The organism is Flavobacterium sp. HSC-61S13, assembly GCF_024171535.1.
Taxonomy (GTDB): Bacteria; Bacteroidota; Bacteroidia; order Flavobacteriales; family Flavobacteriaceae; genus Flavobacterium.
Window position 1 is genome coordinate 128,400 of record NZ_JALJZV010000006.1, and the last position, 22,083, is coordinate 150,482.

At 36.9% G+C, this 22,083-nt stretch carries 20 protein-coding genes; 7 read left to right on the plus strand and 13 right to left on the minus strand.

Going from position 1 to position 22,083, the window contains the following annotated elements; genetic code table 11:
* Positions 1–14: 14 nt before the first annotated feature.
* The 6 genes from L1275_RS07840 to L1275_RS07865 all read right to left on the minus strand — a co-directional run bounded on the left by L1275_RS07840 (position 15) and on the right by L1275_RS07865 (position 6,635).
* Positions 15–1,250 (minus strand): HD domain-containing protein, encoded by a 1,236-nt coding sequence (locus L1275_RS07840; protein WP_253471518.1) that lies wholly within the window; start codon positions 1,248–1,250, stop codon positions 15–17.
* Between the two features lie 99 nt (positions 1,251–1,349).
* Positions 1,350–2,858, minus strand: a complete 1,509-nt coding sequence (gene hutH, locus L1275_RS07845) for a histidine ammonia-lyase (RefSeq protein ID WP_253471520.1) — start codon at positions 2,856–2,858, stop codon at positions 1,350–1,352.
* 102 nt (positions 2,859–2,960) lie between these two features.
* On the minus strand, positions 2,961–3,725 hold the full coding sequence (yaaA, locus tag L1275_RS07850; protein WP_253471523.1) for a peroxide stress protein YaaA: 765 nt from the start codon (positions 3,723–3,725) through the stop codon (positions 2,961–2,963).
* Positions 3,726–3,838: 113 nt separating this feature from the next.
* Complete coding sequence (locus L1275_RS07855) at positions 3,839–4,843, minus strand: metal-dependent hydrolase (RefSeq protein WP_253471525.1); 1,005 nt, start codon at positions 4,841–4,843, stop codon at positions 3,839–3,841.
* A gap of 75 nt (positions 4,844–4,918) precedes the next feature.
* Entirely contained in the window at positions 4,919–5,398 is a 480-nt protein-coding gene (locus tag L1275_RS07860; protein WP_253471527.1) for an Lrp/AsnC family transcriptional regulator, read from the minus strand.
* Between the two features lie 82 nt (positions 5,399–5,480).
* Complete coding sequence (locus L1275_RS07865; RefSeq protein WP_253471529.1) at positions 5,481–6,635, minus strand: M14 metallopeptidase family protein; 1,155 nt, start codon at positions 6,633–6,635, stop codon at positions 5,481–5,483.
* 308 nt (positions 6,636–6,943) lie between these two features.
* On the opposite strand from L1275_RS07865, the gene L1275_RS07870 reads away from it, so the two are divergent.
* On the plus strand, positions 6,944–7,459 hold the full coding sequence (locus L1275_RS07870) for a helix-turn-helix transcriptional regulator (RefSeq protein WP_253471531.1): 516 nt from the start codon (positions 6,944–6,946) through the stop codon (positions 7,457–7,459).
* Here the strand turns inward: L1275_RS07870 and L1275_RS07875 are convergent.
* On the minus strand, positions 7,456–8,016 hold the full coding sequence (locus L1275_RS07875; RefSeq protein ID WP_253471533.1) for a 1-acyl-sn-glycerol-3-phosphate acyltransferase: 561 nt from the start codon (positions 8,014–8,016) through the stop codon (positions 7,456–7,458). The genes L1275_RS07870 and L1275_RS07875 overlap by 4 nt on opposite strands.
* A gap of 55 nt (positions 8,017–8,071) precedes the next feature.
* Here L1275_RS07875 and L1275_RS07880 point away from each other — a divergent pair, with 55 nt between their 5' ends.
* Genes L1275_RS07880 through L1275_RS07890 form a run of 3 tightly spaced genes read left to right on the plus strand, consistent with a single transcriptional unit; the run spans position 8,072 to position 10,781 of the window.
* Positions 8,072–8,734 (plus strand): spermidine synthase, encoded by a 663-nt coding sequence (locus tag L1275_RS07880; protein WP_253471535.1) that lies wholly within the window; start codon positions 8,072–8,074, stop codon positions 8,732–8,734.
* A 50-nt stretch (positions 8,735–8,784) separates the two neighbouring features.
* On the plus strand, positions 8,785–9,645 hold the full coding sequence (locus L1275_RS07885; protein ID WP_253471537.1) for a transporter: 861 nt from the start codon (positions 8,785–8,787) through the stop codon (positions 9,643–9,645).
* 5 nt (positions 9,646–9,650) lie between these two features.
* Entirely contained in the window at positions 9,651–10,781 is a 1,131-nt protein-coding gene (locus tag L1275_RS07890; protein ID WP_253471539.1) for a GNAT family N-acetyltransferase, read from the plus strand.
* Positions 10,782–10,860: 79 nt separating this feature from the next.
* Here L1275_RS07890 and L1275_RS07895 read toward each other — a convergent pair whose 3' ends face one another.
* From L1275_RS07895 to L1275_RS07915, 5 genes are all read right to left on the minus strand, one after another.
* Entirely contained in the window at positions 10,861–12,129 is a 1,269-nt protein-coding gene (locus L1275_RS07895) for an aminotransferase class I/II-fold pyridoxal phosphate-dependent enzyme (RefSeq protein ID WP_253471541.1), read from the minus strand.
* Between the two features lie 377 nt (positions 12,130–12,506).
* Positions 12,507–14,912, minus strand: a complete 2,406-nt coding sequence (locus L1275_RS07900) for a thiamine pyrophosphate-dependent enzyme (protein WP_253471543.1) — start codon at positions 14,910–14,912, stop codon at positions 12,507–12,509.
* Between the two features lie 312 nt (positions 14,913–15,224).
* Positions 15,225–15,857, minus strand: a complete 633-nt coding sequence (locus L1275_RS07905; protein WP_253471545.1) for a nitroreductase family protein — start codon at positions 15,855–15,857, stop codon at positions 15,225–15,227.
* Between the two features lie 12 nt (positions 15,858–15,869).
* Complete coding sequence (locus L1275_RS07910) at positions 15,870–16,832, minus strand: phosphoribosylaminoimidazolesuccinocarboxamide synthase (protein ID WP_253471547.1); 963 nt, start codon at positions 16,830–16,832, stop codon at positions 15,870–15,872.
* A gap of 36 nt (positions 16,833–16,868) precedes the next feature.
* Complete coding sequence (locus L1275_RS07915) at positions 16,869–18,854, minus strand: thiamine pyrophosphate-dependent enzyme (RefSeq protein WP_253471549.1); 1,986 nt, start codon at positions 18,852–18,854, stop codon at positions 16,869–16,871.
* 495 nt (positions 18,855–19,349) lie between these two features.
* Here L1275_RS07915 and L1275_RS07920 point away from each other — a divergent pair, with 495 nt between their 5' ends.
* Complete coding sequence (locus L1275_RS07920) at positions 19,350–19,640, plus strand: hypothetical protein (protein WP_253471551.1); 291 nt, start codon at positions 19,350–19,352, stop codon at positions 19,638–19,640.
* A 161-nt stretch (positions 19,641–19,801) separates the two neighbouring features.
* On the opposite strand, the gene L1275_RS07925 is transcribed toward L1275_RS07920, so the two are convergent.
* The gene (locus tag L1275_RS07925; RefSeq protein WP_253471552.1) at positions 19,802–20,236 is read right to left on the minus strand and encodes a hypothetical protein; all 435 of its coding nucleotides are present in this window, start codon (positions 20,234–20,236) and stop codon (positions 19,802–19,804) included.
* Positions 20,237–20,771: 535 nt separating this feature from the next.
* Between L1275_RS07925 and L1275_RS07930 the strand changes: the two genes are divergently transcribed.
* Both L1275_RS07930 and L1275_RS07935 read left to right on the plus strand, forming a co-directional pair.
* Positions 20,772–21,722, plus strand: a complete 951-nt coding sequence (locus L1275_RS07930) for an isopenicillin N synthase family oxygenase (protein WP_253471555.1) — start codon at positions 20,772–20,774, stop codon at positions 21,720–21,722.
* A 7-nt stretch (positions 21,723–21,729) separates the two neighbouring features.
* A complete protein-coding gene (locus L1275_RS07935) occupies positions 21,730–22,080 on the plus strand; it encodes a translation initiation factor (protein ID WP_253471557.1) in 351 nt (116 codons plus the stop codon).
* The last annotated feature ends 3 nt before the right edge of the window (positions 22,081–22,083 follow it).

Consider the following 22,083-nt stretch of genomic DNA (forward strand, 5'->3'; position numbering starts at 1 on the left):
AATATAATTGAAATTTAAGTTTCTAATAAGGTTTTTGGGTAACAAACAAAATACTTTGTTACCGGTTTGGACAGTGCTTTTAGATTTAATTGATCCGAAGCTTCTAAAACATCGATAACTTCCTTGCTTTTTTTCAAAATTCTAATCGGTTCTTCCGTTTTTTTATAGGCTTGATTCTTTACTTTACCTTTAAAAATAAAATAACTAGCCTCCTCTTTACTCAGATTTTTCAAATTCATCCATTTCAAACGCATCTCCTCCACCTCTTCTTTGGAAACTTTCTCCGAAATTAATCTAATTTTTAACAAATCACGATTAATTATCATCCTACTTAGTTCTGACAATACATAATCCTCATGAAATTGCCAACTTTTCAAAGCCCCTATGATGTCCGAATCATCCAAAAGTGCAAATTGCTCTAATGCTTTTAAGTCAAAAGTTTGTTCAGAAATCTGATTCTGTAGGAAAAATTGCAGTGCATTACTACACCATAAAGTAGTTCCCTTGTGCGTGAGTTCCTTAGCTCTTTTCAGTACACGCATCAAAATCAATTCAGCACAAACACTGGTTTTATGTAAATAAGCCTGCCAATACATCAATCGTCGGGCAACAATAAACTTCTCGACAGAGTAAATGCCCTTTTCCTCAACCACTAGGGTGTCGTCTTGCACATTAATCATCTGTATTAAACGTTCGGAATTGATATTTCCTTCAGCCACACCACTATAGAAACTGTCTCTCTTAAGATAATCCATACGATCCATATCCAATTGACTAGAGATCAATTCCAACATAAATTTACGATGGTACTGCCCTTTAAAAATCTGAATAGCCAAGGACAACTCTCCTTTGAAAGTCTCGTTTAATTGATCCATAAACAATAGCGATATCGCTTCATGAGATACCTTTTCAACAATGCTGTGTTCCATCGCATGCGAAAAAGGTCCATGACCAATATCGTGCAACAAAATAGCTATATAAAGCGCTTTTTCCTCTTCTGCAGAAATTTCTATATTTTTGGACCGTAGTACTTGAACAGCCTTTTGCATGATATGCATACAACCTAAAGCGTGATGAAAACGGGTATGGTGTGCTCCTGGATAAACTAAATAAGACATTCCCATTTGAGAAATCCTTCTCAAGCGTTGAAAATAAGGATGTTCTATCAGGTCATACAATAAAGTATTGGGTATGGTAATGAATCCGTAAATAGGATCGTTTAATATCTTCAGTTTGTTTATAGTAGTCAAAAGCAGTTGTTTTAATCCAAACAAAGATAGGAATATATAAAAAAAAACCACACTTTTTAACTACAAAAGTGTGGTTTAGTATATTAATATAAAAATGGTTTAATAAAAAACCTCTGAATCAATTTCGAATGAATTTAAAAAGGCAATTGATTTTTGAATATCGTAGTGCAAAATACGGTCTTCACTAACAAAAGGCACATCTAGTCTATAGATACCAATAAAAGACTCGATCAATTCACTGGATTTTAAAGGTCTTCTAAACTCTAAGGCCTGACTCGCATTCATCAACTCGATAGCCAAAATACGCTCTAGGTTTTCAAGGATTCTAAGTGTTTTTGTTGCACCATTTGCCCCCATACTCACGTGATCCTCCTGTCCATTACTGGAAACAATACTATCAACACTAGCCGGCGTAGCTAATTGCTTGTTTTGACTAACTATACTGGCTGCAGTATATTGAGGAATCATAAAGCCCGAATTTAAACCCGGATCATTAACCAAGAAAGGAGGTAAACCTCTAATTCCCGAAATCAACTGATAGGTTCTTCGTTCAGATATATTCCCTAATTCCGCTAACGCTATTCCCAAGAAATCCAATCCCAAAGCCAACGGTTGACCATGAAAGTTACCACCCGAGATAATTAAATCTTGGTTGTAAAACACATTGGGATTATCCGTCACGGAATTGATTTCTGTTTTAAAAATCTTAGATACATAATCTATAGTGTCTTTAGATGCCCCGTGTACTTGAGGAATACATCTAAAAGAGTACGGATCTTGAACATGCTCTTTCGCCTGCGTAATAATTTGACTACCCTCTAATACCTCATTAAAAAACTGTGCCGTTAGTATCTGTCCTTTATGAGGACGTACCAAATGAATCAATTCGTTAAACGGCTCTATACGTCCGTCAAACGCTTCTAAAGAAACCGCACCAATCAAATCTGCTAGATAAGATAATTTCTGCGATTTCATCAAGATATAACACCCATACGCACTCATAAACTGCGTACCGTTCAGTAGCGCCAATCCCTCTTTGGATTGCAACTTAATAGGCTCCCAGTTGAACTGAGCCAATACGCTTTTCGCATCTTGTCTAACTCCCTGGTAATACACCTCACCCTCACCAATCAATGGTAAAGACAAATGAGCCAAAGGCGCTAAATCGCCCGAAGCACCAAGCGATCCTTGATTATAAATAACCGGTAGTATATCTGAATTATAAAAATCCACCAAACGTTCTACAGTAATGAGTTGCACACCTGAGTTTCCAAAACTCAAAGATTTTATTTTCAATAGCAACATAATCTTCACGATACTTTCCGGAACCAACTCGCCCGTTCCGCAAGCATGAGACTTAACTAAGTTTTCCTGTAATTTAGATAGATTTTCCGTGTCAATTTTCACATTACACAACGATCCGAAACCCGTGTTTATACCGTAGATCGGCGCATCTTGTGTTCTCATTTTCTCATCCAAATAGGCTCTGCAATTTTCAATATTTGCTCTAGCTTCTTCTGAGAGTTGAATTTTTTGATTTTCTATAATTATTTTCTGAAGTGTTTCCAAGGAAAAAACATCAGAACTTATATAATGTATTTCTTCCATTATGGTTCTTGTATTAAAAAGTCAAATTTCAACATTAAGAGTTTAAAAAGCAACTATTAATTATAAAATGACCTACTTATTTAGAAATAATATTCGAGTCGGTTATCTTGTAAATAATAAATTAGTCGCCGAAGACCCCGAGTCACTAAAAGCATACCCTTCTAGGTTAAAACCCTTTAACTGATCTATCGTTTCTACCTGATGATCGATAATATACCGAACCATCATTCCCCGAGCTTTTTTGGCAAAAAAACTGATTGACTTTAATTTCCCTTCCCTGAATTCTTTAAAATCCGGAGTAATCAAGGTGCCGATCAACTTTTTTTTGTCCACAGCAGAAAAATATTCCACACTGGCTAAATTGACCAACAACTCTCCTTTTTTCATTTCCTTATTTAATTCCGCAGCAACCAAGGGTTTCCAAAATTCATGGAGGTTTGCCGCATCAGCAACCGGCATCTTCGTTCCCATTTCCAATCGATAAGGTTCTATTTGATCAAAAGGCTTTAACAAACCGTATAAACCAGAAAGTATTCGCAGCTTTTTTTGCAACACAGCTATTTGATCTTCTTTTAACGTATAAGCATCCAATCCGCTATACACATCACCATTAAAAGCGTAAATAGCAGCCCGAACTTCATCTGAACTTCCTTTAGTAACCAATTTTCTCTGTTGATTTCTCGTCCAATTAAGTTCTGCTAACTTATCGGAGATATGCATCAATGCAGCCAAATCTTTCTGACTGTAACTTTTTAAAACATCATTCACCAATGCGGTTTGTTGTTTAAAAACAGGTACTGTTTTTTGATTAAAGGGAATTGGGCTTTTATAGTCTAATGACTTGGCAGGAGAAATTAGTATTTTCATTTGATTTATATCTTAGTATCTTTTCAAAGATAAATATTATTAGTTGTTTCACCTCTTTTAAGCAATTACAAATATGGAGAAAGTTATCGACTTACAATCAGCAGCATCCTTACTTATTGACCCTGAATTCGAGCCCAAAGCCTTTTAATCAACATCAGCCCATCTCTTTTATCTTTAACCACTTCCTTAGCTTTCCAATCGCCGTCACCATTTTGAAACAAGTGATAACTAAAAGCAAATTGAATATCCTGTGGATCATTTTTCAATAGCCCAAATCTCAAATCGTTAAAATACAATTGTCCTTTAGTCTTTGAAATAACATATTCCCCTTCGGACAAGTCAATCAACTTCTGTACAATCGGTTCCGCGTAAATATGCTCGATCAAATACCTGTTTTTAGCATATTGTTGGTATTCAATATCTGAACTATCGAAAAAAGAGTAATCGCCAATCCAATAGGCGGAATCAGTCTCCACGATACCGTTCCACAAAATAGTATTAAATGCTGTTGGCTTTACAACCAAAGAATGATAACTAACATCTCGGCGATTTAAACTGTCTTTAAACTCGATATAGGCAAAATATTTTAACACCAAGGTGAGTAATAGGTAGGCCGAACTCACTAAAATACCGTAGTTATTCCACCTCATTCTACGTTTCATATCTTTTTTCTCCAACATAGAGAGGACTAAGAAAACCGCAAAGGGAATCGTATAAAGTGGATCAACAACAAAAATTGATTTAAACGCGAAGGAATACGTCCACGGCCACAATACCTGAGTTCCCCAAGTAGTAAATACATCGAGAAAAGAATGGGTAACCAAGGCTAAAAACACCAGATTAAAGCCCTCTTTAAACGTGACCCCTTTACTTCGGTCTAAGCGAAAGATACCGTAACCCAACACCAAGGCCAATACCGCTGCAAATACGAACGAGTGACTGACGCCTCTGTGAATTCCCAGAGCCTCAATTGGATCTAATAATTTTCCTGCTAAGATATCTAAATCAGGAATAGTAGCAGCGATGGCGCCGTAGACCACCGCTTTATTTTTAATTTTTGTCCCTAGAACTGCATTTCCAACCGCTGCCCCTAAAACAATTTGGGAAAGAGAATCCATAAAAAAACACTGATAAATAAGTATAAAAAAAACCGCCCTAAGGCAGTTTAATAATTGATATTTTTCGCTTAACTACTAAAGTTCTTTGAAGATAGTATGCATTAAACGTTTTTTATCATTAATGCTTTCTTCAAGAGAAATCATTGACTCTGTTCTGTAAACCCCCTCAATATCATCGATTAAATAAATAACCTCTTTGGCATGACGAGTGTCCTTTGCTCTAATCTTACAGAAAATATTAAATTTACCAGTAGTAACGTGAGCAACAGTAACGAAAGGAATTTCATTAATTCTTTCCAATACAAATTTAGTCTGAGAAGTATTGTGTAAGAAGATTCCTATATATGCAATAAAAGAATATCCTAATTTCTCATAATCTAAGGTAAGAGATGATCCTTGAATTATCCCTGCATCCTCCATTTTCTTAACACGAACATGAACTGTTCCTGCGGATATCAAAAGTTTCTTTGCAATATCTGTAAAGGGTACTCTTGTGTTGTCAATCAACATATCCAAAATTTGATGATCTATCTCATCTAATCGAAACTTACTCATAAATCAATAATTTATCTAATTCTAATTTGAACTACAAAAATACTACAAAAAAACAGTGATATTTAGTAAATCCATCGTTTTATTATTTTTTTAGCAATTCGTTAACACTTAAAGACTCCAAATCAATCAAATCTAATAGATTTCTATCAATTAATTCATTTATATCCGAAGCAACGACTTTCCATCTGACCGGCGCATCTATAATTAAATGTGCCTGTAACCCGTCTTTTTGATTGACCGCAACAATTGTCGGGACAAAACTAACCATTTTATCTTTCAAAACTTCACTATACTGAACCCAAACCCAATCTTTTTTATCAGAATCGTCACCTATAGATCGTACATTTGTGAATAATACATCTCTAAAGGTTTTTTCGTTTTCCGGTATCACAAGATAATCATTTATTATTAGATTTCTGTGTGTTTTAGCTGTAATTTTTGTTAAAACTGTTAATAGCGATCGAAAAACCTCTCTTCTTGTGTTTTCTCTTTCATAATCTCCATTAAAATGCCCTGCTTCAAATAAAATCGTCGGAACTCCTAAAGACTGAAAACAATCACCAATACAATTCAAATTAAAGCCGTCGTCAAATCGTCCTATACTATTAGGTAGATACTTTTGCAACTCCTGATTCATCGCTGCAATCAACAGCATTGCCTCTAAGCGACAAGGATTCACTTCACGAGTCTCATTATACGAAGGCGCTAAAAAGGAAATGGCCGCAGGATTTGCCGTTTTCCCAGCCGCAAAAATCGTTCTTTGATCATGTAGATTAAAGGCGTAATCGGGCTTAAACTGATCAAATAGAAATCGAATACATCTGCTTTCCGGCTGAGTTAGATCAACCGAATCTCGATTCAAATCAACTTGATTGGCATTGACACGGGTATACATTTCTGCACCATCGGGATTTAAAACCGGCACAATCAACAGCGTAAAATCAGCTTTAAAAGAGTCGGCTAATGGTTCGTTTGAATTTAAAAAATGAAGCAAATCTACAACAGCCTTGGTCGTCGTAGCTTCATTTCCATGCATCTGAGACCACATCAAAATCCGCGTTTTTCCACTGCCGATTTCAACCGATTTAATAGCCTTATCCAATACGGAAACCCCTACGGTTTTCACCTTAAAATCCGAAGACAACTCCGTGTACAAAACCTCTAAATCATCTGCCGTTACATACCTACCATAAACCACTGTCGATTTATATGCACGTACTATATTATCTATATTCATGTTCTAATTTTACGAGTTACAAATGTAAATAACTTATCATTTACAATTGTAAACAACTTATTCCTTCCTTTTGTTTACAATTGTAACAAATTTTATTTTTTAATAAATCCAATTACCCCCTATTTTACAAAAATTATTTTGCTGTGATTAAAACCTCTGTTACTATTTTATAATTCAGTGTTTTAAAGTCATTTATTTAAACTGAAACTTCACTTTAAATTTACGTATCGAAACAATAATTTGCATTTGTAAACAATATTTTATTACATTTGTAAACACTTCGATTGCTAAATTTCAACAAATCAACTATGGATAACTTTGTAAACCGCTTGGAATTTTTACTACAACATTATGAGTTTACCGCCTCCACATTTGCGGATAAAATTGGCGTACAACGCTCAAGTTTGTCTCATTTATTGTCGGGCAGAAACAAACCTAGCTTGGATTTAATCATGAAAATTTACGATGCTTTTCCCGAGCTAAATCTCTATTGGTTATTAAAAGGAGAAGGTGTTTATACAGACAATAATTCCGCTCCTGCCACTAGTGTTTCACCGTCACTTTTTTCCGAAACCAACGAAATTGCAAGCAGCAGTATTCCCGTAGAAACTTCCAAATCCATCCCCGTAGAAACAGCCGAATTGCATCGCGAGTATCCGACAGCAAATCCAAAAATAGAGGCGAATGAAATTCGTACTGATGAAAAAATAACACCGGCGGATTCACCCAAAATAGACCTAAAAAAAATCTGCTCAACCAAAGAGATTGAGCAGATCGTTATTTTTTATAAAGATGGATCGTTTAGTAATTACCTACCTAATTAATCCGAGTTGGGCACAAAACTATTGGCCTTCTTTTTACCTTGGATATCCGCGTAAAGGCTTTGAAGAAAAAACAAGTCTTTTTCAAAATCATCGGTTGTCCAAAACGGTTCAAAAAATTTCACCTCCTTTTTACCGTAATCAAAAGCGACCGGTATTATAGGTACGCCGGCTTTTTGAGCAATGTAGTAAAAACCACTTTTCCAAGTTCCGACTTTTTTTCGGGTACCCTCAGGAGCAATTGCCAATCTAAAGATTTCCTTCGATTCGAAAATTGCCGCAATCGCTTCAACCTTATTCGTCTTTTTATCCCGATGAAGCGGCGCTCCACCCATCCACGAAAAATAATAATTAAACGGAAATACAAACAATTCCTTTTTAGCGACGAAATTCATATCCATCTGCAAGATTCCACGGGTAAATACTCCTAGGTAGAAATCATGCCAACTGGTATGTGGCACCACTATCATCACACATTTTTTTATTTCTGGATCCAAGGTACCTGAAATCTTCCATCCCATTAATCCATGAAAGATCCATTGATAAAGCTTTTTCTTCATTTGTAAATTATATACCGCTAAAATACATTTATATTTGTAGTTTACAATCCTAAATATGATCGCGCGTTTCTTAAGCTTTTTTATTCCTGTAACCATAAAAAAATTCCCTTCTAAAATCAATTCCACCTTAGAAGTAACCTGGAACAACGGCAAGTTGGTTTTGGATACCCCCCACACCAATTACTCCTATGGTAATCTCCAGAAAATTCTAAGACGCGGATTACGCGCTATTGGTTTTACCAAAGTCAAGCAGCTGGATTCCGTATTAATACTCGGACTCGGCGCCGGTAGCGTAATCGATACCTTGAGAAATGAAATTGGCTATACAAACAAAATTACTAGTATTGAGCTGGACCCCGCTGTGATTGAGGTAGGCAAAAAATTCTTTCAACTCGATCAATTCGATAACCACGACATTATAACCGTCGATGTTTTTGAATTTGCTTTAAAGAATACACGACAATACGATCTGATTATCTTAGATATTTTTCAAGATGCCGACATGCCTAACTTTTTATTTGAAAAATACTTTATCGATCATCTGAAAAGGATGTTTGCCGTTGGGAGCACACTTTTATTTAATACCATTGCCCTAAATTCACAACAGAACGCCAGGAATACAGCCTATATAGAGCATTTTGATCGCGATGAATATCACGTCAAGCGTTTGTCGAAAATACAAAATCACAACGAAATCATTATTATTAAAAAACTATAAACACCGTTTCCATTATATTTCTTTATTTTTGAGAAACTAAACTTTGTAAAATGTTTCAAAAACCCCTGCTTTTTTTATCTTTATTATTGAGTTGCAGTTTATATGCCCAACATACTACTGAAATAAATGCTAACCGCCCCAGTCAATCGATGGGAGCCTTTTCCGTTGGTAAAACCGTATTTCAGCTCGAAGCTGGTGGGATTTATCACGACGACCCCGGTGCTGAGAATGTCAAGAATCAATATTCGGCAGAAGTACAACTTCGCTATGGAGCCTTTTTAGAATCACTCGAATTGATTGCCGATGTAAACTTCGCCAAACAAGGTTTTTATACACCGATTGACGGAGCTTCTTCCACGGGTTTTTCCAATATAGAGCTCGGTGCTAAATATTTGGTTTACGATCCGTTTAAAAACTACGAAGAAAAAATCAATGTTTACAGTTGGAAGGCCAACCACCGTTTTAAATGGCGCAGACTTATTCCTGCTGTAGCGGTTTACGCAGGCGCAACAGCCAAGCCAACAGGGGTGTTTTCAGGCCCTGACGCGCCCGAACTAAGTCCAAAGGTCATAGTAATCGCTCAGCAGCATTTTAGCCAGAAATGGGCGCTAATTACGAATCTGATCGCAGACAAACTCAGTTCAGAAGAATACCGCGGTTACGGATATGTGCTAACACTGACTCACGGCATCAACAACCAATGGTCTGTATTTGCCGAGAATCAAGGGTACAAAAATGATTTTTATAAGGACATGAATTTTAGAGCAGGTGCCGCGACCCTTATAGACAAAAACATGCAAATTGACTTTTCGGCAGGTATGAATCTTCGCGAAAGCCATTCGTCCTTTTTTGCACAAGTAGGTCTTTCCTGGCGATTCGATAAAAACCACCAGTCAGTAGAATTAAAATAAATACAATGATAGAAATAAGAGAAGCTATTACGGATCGTGAAATGATGGACTTTGTAAAATTTCCATTTTCGCTTTATAAGGGAAATGCGTACTGGGTTCCCCCTTTAATAAAAGATGAATTTAAAAGTTTTAATAAAAATAACGACATTTTTAAAAGTGTAACGGTTCAATATTTTCTCGCTTATAAAGACGGTCAGATCGTCGGACGCATCGCGGGCTGCATCAACTGGATCGAAGTGCGGGAGCTACAAAAATCCAAAGTGCGATTTGGCTGGATAGACATGATCGACGATATAGAGGTAACCAAAGCCTTGTTGAAAAAAGTCGAGGAACTCGGTCAGCAGCATCAATTGTCATATATCGAAGGCCCTATGGGCTTCTCCAATATGGACAAGGCCGGTATGCTTACCGAAGGTTTTGATTATATAGCGACCATGATCGGTATCTATAATATGGAATACTACCCAAAACACCTAGAACAACTCGGATACACCACCGAAGCGGAATGGTTGGAATACAAACTCGATATCAATACTTTTAATCCCGATAAAATTAACGTCATGGCCGGTTTGGTTGCCAAACGTTACGAGGTTAAGCTCCTCGAGTTTAAAACCATTAAAGAGCTATTACCTTATGTCGATGAGATGTTTGGCCTGCTCAACAAAACCTACGCAAACCTACAGAGTTTTGTTCCCATCCAACAGTTTCAAATTGAACACTACAAGAAAAAATACTTGTCTTTCATACATCCGGAGTTTATTTCCTGCGTCATGGACAAAAATCATAAGATGATCGGATTCTCCATAACCATGCCCTCCTTTTCCAAAGCGTTTCAAAAGGCCAATGGAAGTTTATTCCCTTTCGGTTTCTGGCATTTGCTACAAGCTGTAAAGAAAAACCACCATGCCGAATTTTATCTGATCGGAATCGATCCGGAATATCAAAATAAAGGTGTAAACGCCTTGATGTTTAAAGAGATATACGACCACTTTACCAAACGAGGCATCACCTTTATCGAAACCAATCCCCTATTGGTGGAAAACAATAAAATTCAACAATTGTGGAAACAGTTTAGTCCAATCATTCACAAAAGGAGAAAAACGTTTAAGAAGGAACTCGGGAATCGAAAATCGTGATTCGATTTTCGATTTTCGAATCACGAAAATCGAAAAAAAAAGCTTCCTTTTCAGGAAGCTTTTTTTTGATATAAATGCCTTAAGAAGCATCACTAACATCAACCGTAGTTCTGTTGGCGATTTCTTTATAAGTTCCGTTTTCTAATTTTTCTCTAACCGCTTCGTATGCCGCTAAAGTTTCCGTGATATCCTCCATGGTATGTGAAGTCGTTGGAATCATTCTCAACAGGATAATTCCCTTAGGAATCACTGGATATACAACAATCGATAAGAAAATACTATAATTCTCTCTTAAATCATTGACCAACACCATTGCTTCAGGTATACTTCCCTCAAGATATACTGGAGTTACACAAGTATTCGTGTCTCCGATATTAAATCCTTTATCTTTTAATCCGTTTTGTAAAGCATTTACATTTTCCCAAAGTTTAGCTTTTAACTCCGGTTGGGTTCTCAATAAGTCCAAACGCGTCAAAGCTCCTTTTACAAAAATCATCGGAAGCGCCTTAGCAAACATTTGAGAACGCAAGTTGTATTTCAAATAATCGATAATATCTTGATCTGCAGCAACAAATGCTCCGATACTAGCCATAGACTTAGCAAAGGTAGAAAAGTATACATCGATACCGTCTTGACATCCTTGTTCTTCTCCTGCTCCTGCTCCAGTAGCTCCAAGAGTACCAAAACCATGAGCATCGTCTACCAACAATCTAAAGTTATAATGCTCTTTTAAAGCAATAATTTCCTTCAATTTCCCTTGTTGTCCACGCATTCCAAAAACACCTTCCGTAATTACCAAAATTCCGCCACCTGTGGTTTCAGCCATTTTAGTCGCACGTTGTAAGTTTTTTTCAAAACTTTCAATATCGTTATGTTTGTATGTAAAACGTTTTCCCATGTGCAAACGAACTCCGTCGATAATACAAGCATGCGAATCCACATCGTAAACAATAATATCATTTTTCGTTACCAAAGCATCGATGATCGAAACCATTCCTTGGTATCCAAAGTTTAAAAGATAAGCGGCTTCTTTATCTACAAAAGCAGCCAATTCGTCTTGAAGCTGTTCATGCATGGTAGTGTGTCCAGACATCATTCGAGCTCCCATAGGATAAGCTGCACCATATTCTGCTGCTGCTTCAGCATCAACACGACGCACTTCAGGATGATTAGACAATCCGAGGTAATCGTTGATACTCCAATTGATAATTTCTTTGCCATGAAACATCATACGATTAGACAAAGGTCCTTCTAATTTAGGGAACACGTAGTATCCTTCAGCTTGTGAAGCCCATTTTCCTAGCGGTCCTTTACTTTTATGTATTCTGTCGAATAAATCATTTATCATAATATAGCTATGTTTAAAACAATGCGCAAAATTAATGATATTTTATATGCAATCATAATATTTAGCTGTCAATTTTATTTGTCAAAGCCTTAGAATACAAGTTGTTTTTGAGGAAAAAAAGTTAAAAACAAAAATAGTTCTCAATCTCAACTCTAAAACACAAGTTTTCACGTAAATCATTTATTATAATATAATGAAGTTAAAAATCAACCGCCCTTGCGAAATTTATTTTTTTCCTGCTTTTTTTTTATTTTCATCAATTAAACCCCCTCATTTTTACCATATTGTTAAAGTCGTTTCTCTACAGTACAACAGGCATTAAAAAAAAATGGCTTTTCGTATGAAAAGCCATTTTTGTACCAAAAATATAATTCGAATTAATATAAACTTGGATATTTAGTTGGATTCGCCTCGTTCATTATAGCATAAATAGCTTCAAAAACATCTTCTGATGATGGTTTAGAGAAGTAATCTCCATCCGTGCCATAAGAAGGTCTATGTGCTTTCGCTGTAAGTGTCTGAGGAGCGCTGTCCAAATAACGGTAACCCGCTTGAGTTTCAAGTATTTCTTGTAGTAAATAGGCCGATGCTCCTCCAGGAACATCTTCATCAACGACCAACAAACGATTGGTCTTTTTCAAACTCACTGCGATATCGTGTTTGATATCAAATGGCAGTAGAGATTGACAGTCGATTAATTCAACTTCAATTCCCAATTCCAATAATTCTGCAGCAGCTTGTTCTATAACACGTAAGGTAGATCCATAAGACACTACCGTAATATCCTTACCTTCTTTGATGGTTTCAACAACACCAATCGGCGTTTTGAATTCTCCAAGGTTATTCGGCATGGTTTCTTTTAAACGGTAACCGTTCAAACATTCAATTACCAAAGCCGGTTCGTCGGTTTCCAATAAAGCATTGTAAAAACCTGCTGCCTTGGTCATATTACGCGGTACCAATACATGCATTCCTCTAATCGCATTGATAATCATCCCCATCGGCGAACCCGAATGCCAGATTCCCTCCAAACGATGTCCTCGAGTACGCACAATAAGCGGTGCTTTTTGCTTACCCGAAGTTCTGTATTGTAAAGTAGCTAAATCATCACTCATGATCTGAATAGCATACAATAAATAATCTAAATATTGAATTTCAGCAATAGGTCGTAATCCTCTCATGGCCATACCTATACCTTGTCCTAAAATGGTTGCCTCACGGATTCCCGCATCGGAAATTCTAGTTTCACCAAATTTTTCTTGTAAACCTTCTAATCCTTGATTCACATCACCGATATTCCCAGAATCTTCTCCAAAGATCAAAGCGTTTTCATGTTTCGTAAAAATCGCATCAAAATTATCTCTCAATACCACTCTTGCATCAACTTCTTCCGCTTGATCGTCATAAGTTGCTGGAACCTCAACGATATGAGCTAAACTATCTTTTGAGTTAGAATACAGATTAGAGCTGAATTTCGGTTGTATTTTTTCAAAATACTGTTGGATAAATTCCGCTATCGTAGCCTGCGGAGCTTCGTTAATCACCAATCTCAAGATTTTCCTAGCCGTAGATAGGATTTCTTTTCTAATCGGCTCTTTAATCGATTCCAATTCGTTGGCGCTTTTTTCAATTGAATCGCGATTAACACTTTGTGCCGCAATACTTCTCAGTAAGTTTACCAATTCCGTACGCTCGTTTTTAATCGGATCAATATAGGCACTCCAAGCTGCTTTTTTAGCTTCTAAAACTTCTTTTTTAAGGATTTGATCCAACTCATCTAACGATTCTTCTGTCGAGATGCCGTTTTCAATAATCCAATTTCTCATTTTAGACAAACAATCGAATTCCGCTTCCCATTCTAAGCGCTCTTTGCTCTTATAACGTTCATGCGATCCCGAAGTGGAATGTCCTTGAGGTTGTGTCAATTGCTGTACGTGAATCAAAACCGGCACGTGTTGTTCTCTCGCAATCTGTGAAGCTTTGTTATATGCTTCAATTAATGCGACATAATCCCAACCGGCAACACGAATGATTTCGTATCCTTTATGATCTTCATCTCTTTGAAATCCTTTTAGAATTTCCGAGATATTTTCTTTAGTAGTCTGATATTTTGCGTGAACAGATATTCCGTATTCATCATCCCATACACTCATAACCATCGGTACCTGTAATACCCCAGCTGCATTGATGGTTTCGAAAAACAAACCTTCTGATGTAGAAGCATTACCAATCGTTCCCCACGCTACTTCATTTCCCGCTACAGAAAAATTATTAGCCGTATCCATGTTGGCAAATTCTCTATACACTTTAGAGGCTTGTGCCAAACCTAAAAGTCTTGGCATTTGCCCTGCAGTTGGAGAAATATCCGCGCTCGAGTTTTTCTGAGCCGTTAATTTTTTCCAATCTCCATTTTCATCCAAACTGTGGGTAGCAAAATGCCCTCCCATTTGTCGTCCCGCTGACATCGGATCGTGTTCTATATCTGAATGTCCAAATAATCCTGCGAAAAATTGCTGTACGTTCAGCGCTCCAATAGCCATCATAAAGGTTTGATCGCGGTAATATCCAGAACGGAAATCTCCATCTCTAAACGCTTTGGCCAAGGCTAATTGTGGCACTTCCTTCCCATCTCCAAAGATACCGAATTTCGCCTTCCCAGTCAGTACTTCCCGTCTTCCCAATAAACTACATTCTCTACTGGTACGCGCAATTTTATAGTCTTGTAAAACTTCTTTTTTGAAATCTTCAAAAGAAAGAGGTTCTTTTATAGCCGTTTGATTCATAGTAAAACCTTGTGATGAAATAAATAATATTACAGGTCACGAATATAAGACAATCTAATTAGAAAAACTAATATATTGATTTTGAAAAAATTCTTAAAAAAAGCCGAATACGTTACATTATTCTCTGTCAAAACAAAAATCACCTCATTATAACTTGCTAAATCGACAAAAAACAAACTTTAATTATCAAATTAACAAGGACAAAAAAAGCTTTTTTTTAACCAAAATAGATTTTTTATCCGCCTTTTATCCGGGTAATTAGCAGCATTAAAAACAAAAAACCACCTCGATTTGGAGGTGGTTTTTTGTTTTTTATTCGATAACGTTCAACATTTTTTCGATGGGAAAACGCACTTTTTTTAAAGGCGCCAACCAATCATGTTCTTCATCACGATAACCCAAAGGCAGCAAAGTAACACTTCTCAATCCTTTCTCTCGCAGTCCCAAAAGTTCATCCAAGATCGCATTGTCAAAGCCTTCCATCGGTGTCGCATCAACTTTTAATTCTGCCGCAGCCGCTATCGCCATTCCAAAAGCAATATACGCTTGACGCGCAGCATGCTGGAATTGTCTTTCCAAATCCCAAGGAGCAAAATTTAATAAGATACTATTCTTAAAATCATCCATAGTCCCCTTAGGCAATTCGCGTATTGCTTCCATATTGTCAAATACCGAATCCAAACGTGCTTCTGTATATTGATCCCAAGCTGCAAAAATCAACAAATGAGAACAATCTAAAATCTGCGTTTGCTGAGCCGCCTCATTATATATACGTTCTTTAAAGGCTTTGTTTTTAACCAAAATCATCTCAAAAGGCTGTAAACCCGACGAAGTGGGTGCCATTATAGCGGCTTTAATAATTTGATTTACCTGCGATTCCGGAACAACTGCTCCATTCATTTTCTTGGTCGCATGCCTCCAGTATAAACTCTTTAGTAGTTCCATAATTACAATTGGTTATTTATCTTTTTTATATGCAGCTAAAAAAGCCACAACATTATTCTCAATACGCGCTAGAATATCAGATACATCCGCTTTTACAAAGGGCTCTCCTAGAATATTTTCGCACAATTCGATATAACGATCAGAAACCGTCTGGATATATTCATCAGTCATTTCCGGAACAACCTGTCCCTCTTTACCTTGAAAACCATTCGAAATCAACCATTGTCTTACAAACTCCTTGGATAATTGTTTTTGTTGCTCTCCGTTATCTTGACGCTGTTGATAACCCTCTGCATAAAAATACCGCGATGAATCTGGTGTATGAATCTCATCGATCAAAACAATTTTTCCGTCTTTTGTTTTTCCAAATTCATATTTAGTATCCACCAATATCAAACCTCTACTGGCTGCCATCTCAGTTCCTCTTTGATAAAGCGCTCGAGTATACTGTTCCAATACCAAATAATCTGCTTCAGATACTATATTTCTTTTAAGTATATCCTCTCTTGAAATATCCTCATCGTGATCTCCCAAATCGGCCTTAGTCGACGGAGTGATGATCGGATGAGAAAATGGATCGTTTTCCTTTAAACCCTCTTGCATTACAACCCCACACAATACTCTTTTCCCCAAAGCATATTCCCTTGCGGCATGTCCAGATAAATATCCTCTAATAACCATTTCCACTTTAAATGGCTCGCAAAGATGACCCACTGCAACGTTTGGATCTGGTGTAGCAATTAACCAATTCGGAACGATGTCTTGGGTTTTTTGCATAAACTGAGTAGCAATCTGATTGAGAATCTGTCCTTTATAAGGAATCCCCTTAGGCATGACAACATCAAAAGCAGATAGGCGATCCGTTGCAATCATCACCAATAATTGGTCATTAATATTATAGACCTCACGTACTTTACCGTGATACACTGATTTTTGATTTGGAAAATTAAAGTCGGTTCGTGTGATTGTATTCATATATAGGGTTTTGTAGTGTTGTTGTATCCGTGTGATTTAATAGGCCAATAAATCGATAAGTTCTTTTTCGAATCTTCCTTTAGGCAAGTATTGATCTTCTAAAGCTTTAACAAATGGAATCGCCGTATCCAAACTGGCAACTCTTTTGACCGGAGCGTCTAAAAACTCAAAACAATTTTCCATAATTGTTGCAGCAATATCACTTGCTACTCCTCCAAATAAAGAATCTTCTTGTAAAATAATCACTTTCCCAGTCTTTTTAACCGATTGGTAAATTGATTCCAAGTCCAAGGGTTGAAGCGTTCTTAAATCCAATAGATCAGCTTGAATAGTCGGGTTTTTATCTAGGGTTTCCAATGCCCAATGCACCCCTGCACCAAAAGTGATTATAGTAACCGCATCACCGGTTCTCAATAGGGCTGCCTGACCAAACGGTATCGTATAATAGTTGGTAGGCACTTCCTGATAAATGCTTCTATACAACATTTTGTGTTCAAAAAACATTACGGGATTTGGATCGTTGATCGCAGTATTCATCAAACCTTTGGCATCTAGTGGAAAAGCGGGGTATACCACTTTTAAACCTGGAGTTTTAGTAAACCAAGCCTCATTGGTTTGCGAATGAAATGGTCCTGCTTGAGTTCCACCACCACAAGGCATCCTCACCACTACATCGGCCTTTTCGTTCCATCTGTAGTGAATTTTAGCCAAGTAATTGACAATTGGATTAAATCCCGTTGAAACGAAATCACCAAACTGCATTTCAACTATGGCTTTTTGTCCGTTAATAGACAATCCCATAGCAGCAGATACGATAGCACTTTCACAAATCGGCGTATTTCTAATGCGCTCTTTGCCAAATAAGTCAACAAAGCCATCTGAAACTTTAAACGCACCACCATATTCCGCGATATCTTGCCCCATCATCACCAAGTTAGGATGGCGTTCAAAAGACTGCTTTAAACCTTCAGACACAGCGTCTACCAAACGTATTTTATGCGTTTCCTCAGCCATCTCAAAGACCTCGTGCTCGTAGGGAGCATACATATCATTCAATTCCTCTTCGAGATTGGCCTCAATCAACGGTTCTTTTTGAACTTTAGCCCAATGTTCGTCGATCTCACTTTTGAATATGGCGCGAATCTCCGCATCTATTTCCGGAGTCAAAACCCCCAAATCCAATAGATATTTTTTGTAATTCTCTAACGGATCTTTGACCGCCCACATATCCATCAATTCCTGAGGAACATATTTAGTTCCACTGGCCTCTTCATGTCCGCGCATTCTAAAGGTTTTAAATTCTATTAAAACCGGATGCGGATTTTCGCGCATTGCATGAACGATATCCGTTAGTTTATTATAAACTTCTAATATATTATTTCCATCGATGATATGACTTTCCATACCATAACCAACGGCACGATCAGCCAAGTTTTCACAGCGATACTGCTCATTGGTTGGTGTCGATAGTCCATAACCATTATTTTCAATAATGAATAATACCGGCAGATCCCACACAGAAGCGACATTCAATGCTTCGTGGAAATCTCCTTCCGAAGTTCCTCCCTCACCAGTAAATACAGCAGTTACTTTTTTCTCCCCCTTTAATTTATGCGCCAAAGCAATTCCGTCAGCCAATCCCAATTGCGGACCGAGATGCGAAATCATTCCTACGATATTAAATTCTTGGGTTCCAAAATGAAATGAGCGTTCTCGACCTTTAGAAAAACCATCGGCCTTGCCCTGCCATTGTGAAAACAAGCGATACAAAGGGATGTCACGACTGGTAAAAACCGCCAAATTTCTATGCATCGGCAATACGTATTCATCGCGATCCAAAACACTGGTTACCCCAACTGAAATAGCCTCTTGTCCAATGCCGGAAAACCACTTTGATACTTTTCCCTGACGAATAAGTATCAACATCTTTTCTTCTATTAATCGAGGTTTAAGTATTTTTTTATACAAATCCAAAAGGGTATGATCAGTCAAATCTCTTTTGTCGTATTTTATATTTTCCATAGTTATTGATAAAGGGGTTAAAATTAATAATTCTTTAAAAGAATAACTAAAAAAATCAGTTGTTAAATCAACTGTATTAATGATTGATTTTCAAGCCAATAACCACAGAAGTTATTTTAATCTAAAGATTCCACCCTTTATGCCGATAAAATTGCGATTTCAAGACGATCAATTCCACTTTAGCCTCCTTCCCACTTCAGCCTGCTACACAAATTGCAAACCAAGCATTCCTTTGTCAGAAAAAAGACTGTTATTTTAACATTTTCCAGTCAGAAAAACCTGTAAAGATGTTTTTTAAAGTCGAGGTCAAACCACAAAAAAACCAGTAATTTCAAGCTTTTTTGGGTTTCGCATTTCTTTAATTTTTTATTGGAAATACTAATTTTATCACAAATAATACAATTGCGAATTTCGTAATCAAATTATACATTAATTTCACTTTACGAAATCAAATAATGATTTCAATATATTATAACCAATTTAAAACTAAAAATTATGAACATTAAAAAATCAATGGTACTTACCGCAGCTTTAGCTTTATTTTCTTCAGCAAGCATTATGGCTCAAACTCCTGAAAAATTAAAAACCGCGACTAAACAAGAAACCGCTAAAGCAACTAAAAAAGTTGAAACGGCTGAAGCTCAAGTCAACAACCAAGTTGCTAAATCCAAAACAAAAGTGGAAGAGGTAAAAACAAAAGAAAACGCTAAAGTAGATAGCAAAGTAAAAGACATGAAAAAAGAAGTCAATAAAGCTGAAGACAAAATCAACCAAGTTAAGAGATAACAATCCTCTTGCTTTTGTAAATATCAAGACGATGCCTTGATGTCTAAAAAAACAAAAACAACATTATAGTTAAAAGAAAAAATCACCTCAACTCTGGATTTTAGCCATAGAAGAGGTGATTTCATTTATATTAATAAAGTTTTAAAACCTTATTTGACCTTTTATAAACCTGCGGATTCCACTTGGTAATCCGTTATTTTTAAATCTTTTCCTTCTTTGGAAAGGTATAGGGTTTCATCTGATTTTCCGTTTACGTATTCTACTTTATACCTCAACACATATTGGGCATCCACGTTGGCTTCGTTAGTCGAGGTGTTTTTTTCCCAATCCGTGATCTCAAAGGTTTTGATATCGCCTAACTTCGATTCTTTCTCGATCAGATAGGTTTTCAATTTATCCTTTGAAGAATTTACGAAATAATCCTTACTCATCAAATTATAAATCGAATCGTAGTTTTTATTCATCGAATGGTAATACAACCACCCACCTACAGCTTCCGCCGCTCTTTCATCTTGTCTTAGCCCTCCTTTAGTTGCATTGGAATTACAAGCAATAAAAAACGGCACTACTAAAAACAATAAAAGTCTTAATTTCATAATTGTAATTTTTAATGTTATCTATCTAGTTCACTATACATCTTAACCTATACTAGTAAATATACACTTATTATTATCAAATACCAACTTATATTCATTAAAAATTTTAATAAAAAGACAATATAATAAATACCTTCCTTCGAAACGACTACCTACGACATGCTTTCTGTTAAAAAATAAGTTTTTTTTGACAGAAAATAATTAGACAGTATCACAATGCAAAACTACTGACTCGAGCAACTACTGACTCGAGCAACTACTGACTCGAGCAACTACTGACTCGAGCAACTACTGACTCGAGCAACTACACCCGATGACAACTGCACCAAAAGTCTTCTAGAACCTCCCCGAATTTCAGTTTGTTAGCGTTTTGCCGGTGAGCTCGTTCAGATGCAGCTCAGTCCTCAAAAACACTTCCAACTGCCCTTTGTCCTTTTATAAATACGATAGTTGCTTTTTCGGTACCAACCTATTAAAAAATATCAGTAAATTTGCTTCACTTATATTAAGTTTTTTTATTAAACAAATTATAACAATGCAAAACATTCCTAGTGTTGACTTGCGTGATTTCCTATCGGACGACCCGATACGTAAACAAAAATTTGTAAATGAAATCGGAAAAGCCTACGAAGAAATTGGATTCGTAGCATTAAAAGGTCATTTCCTTAATGACCAACTCGTTGAAAATTTATACACTGAGGTTCGCAACTTCTTTAACCTTCCGTTGGAAGTAAAAGAAAGTTATGAAGTACCGGGTATCGGTGGACAGCGCGGTTATGTTTCTTTTGGAAAGGAACATGCTAAAGGACGAAAAGAAGGTGATCTAAAGGAGTTTTGGCATTTTGGACAATATGTCGAAAACAATGCGGAACTCGAAGCCAGCTATCCCGCCAATGTACAGGTAAAGGAATTGCCTCATTTCAATGAAGTAGGTAAAGAGACTTATCAGATGCTTGAAAAAACAGGTGTTTATGTACTAAGAGCATTAGCTTTATTTTTAGGGCTAGACGAATTCTATTTTGACGCTTACCTCAAAAACGGGAACAGTATTTTACGTCCAATCCACTACCCTCCTATTAAGGACGAACCAAAAAATGCTTTGCGCGCAGCCGCTCATGGCGACATCAACTTGATCACCCTACTTATGGGTGCCCAGGGTAAAGGATTACAGGTTCAAAACCACGATGGGGAATGGATTGACGCTATTGCGCAACCCGACGAACTGGTTATTAATGTCGGGGATATGTTGTCTCGTCATTCCAACAACCGTTTAAAATCAACCATACATCAAGTGGTTAATCCGCCAAGAGAGTTATGGGGAACCTCACGTTACTCCATTCCTTTCTTTATGCATCCAATCAGTGAGATGCCGTTAAACTGTTTAGCCGAGTGCATTGATGACAACCATCCAAAACAGTTTGAAGACATCACCGCTGGGGCTTATTTACATGAGCGTTTGGTAGAATTGGGATTAATCAAGAAATAAATTAATAATGGGCAAAAAAATCAGTAATTTAGAAGATTTAGGCGGTTTCGTATTTTCGACCAATGCCTCTTTTTCGTATGAGGAATCCGATGAAGATCAAATTCCTTTAGCTGCTAATGAACAACGATTAGAAGCTCATTTAGACAAGAAAAATCGAGGTGGCAAAGTTGCTACCTTGATTAAAGGTTTTCAAGGAAGTGATGACGACTTAAAGTCTTTAGCTAAACAGCTTAAAACCCTATGCGGCGTTGGTGGCTCAGCAAAAGACGGGGAAATCATTATTCAGGGAAACTTCAGAGACAAAATCATGGAACACCTCAGCAAACAGGGGTATAAAATCAAACGCGTAGGCGGCTAATTT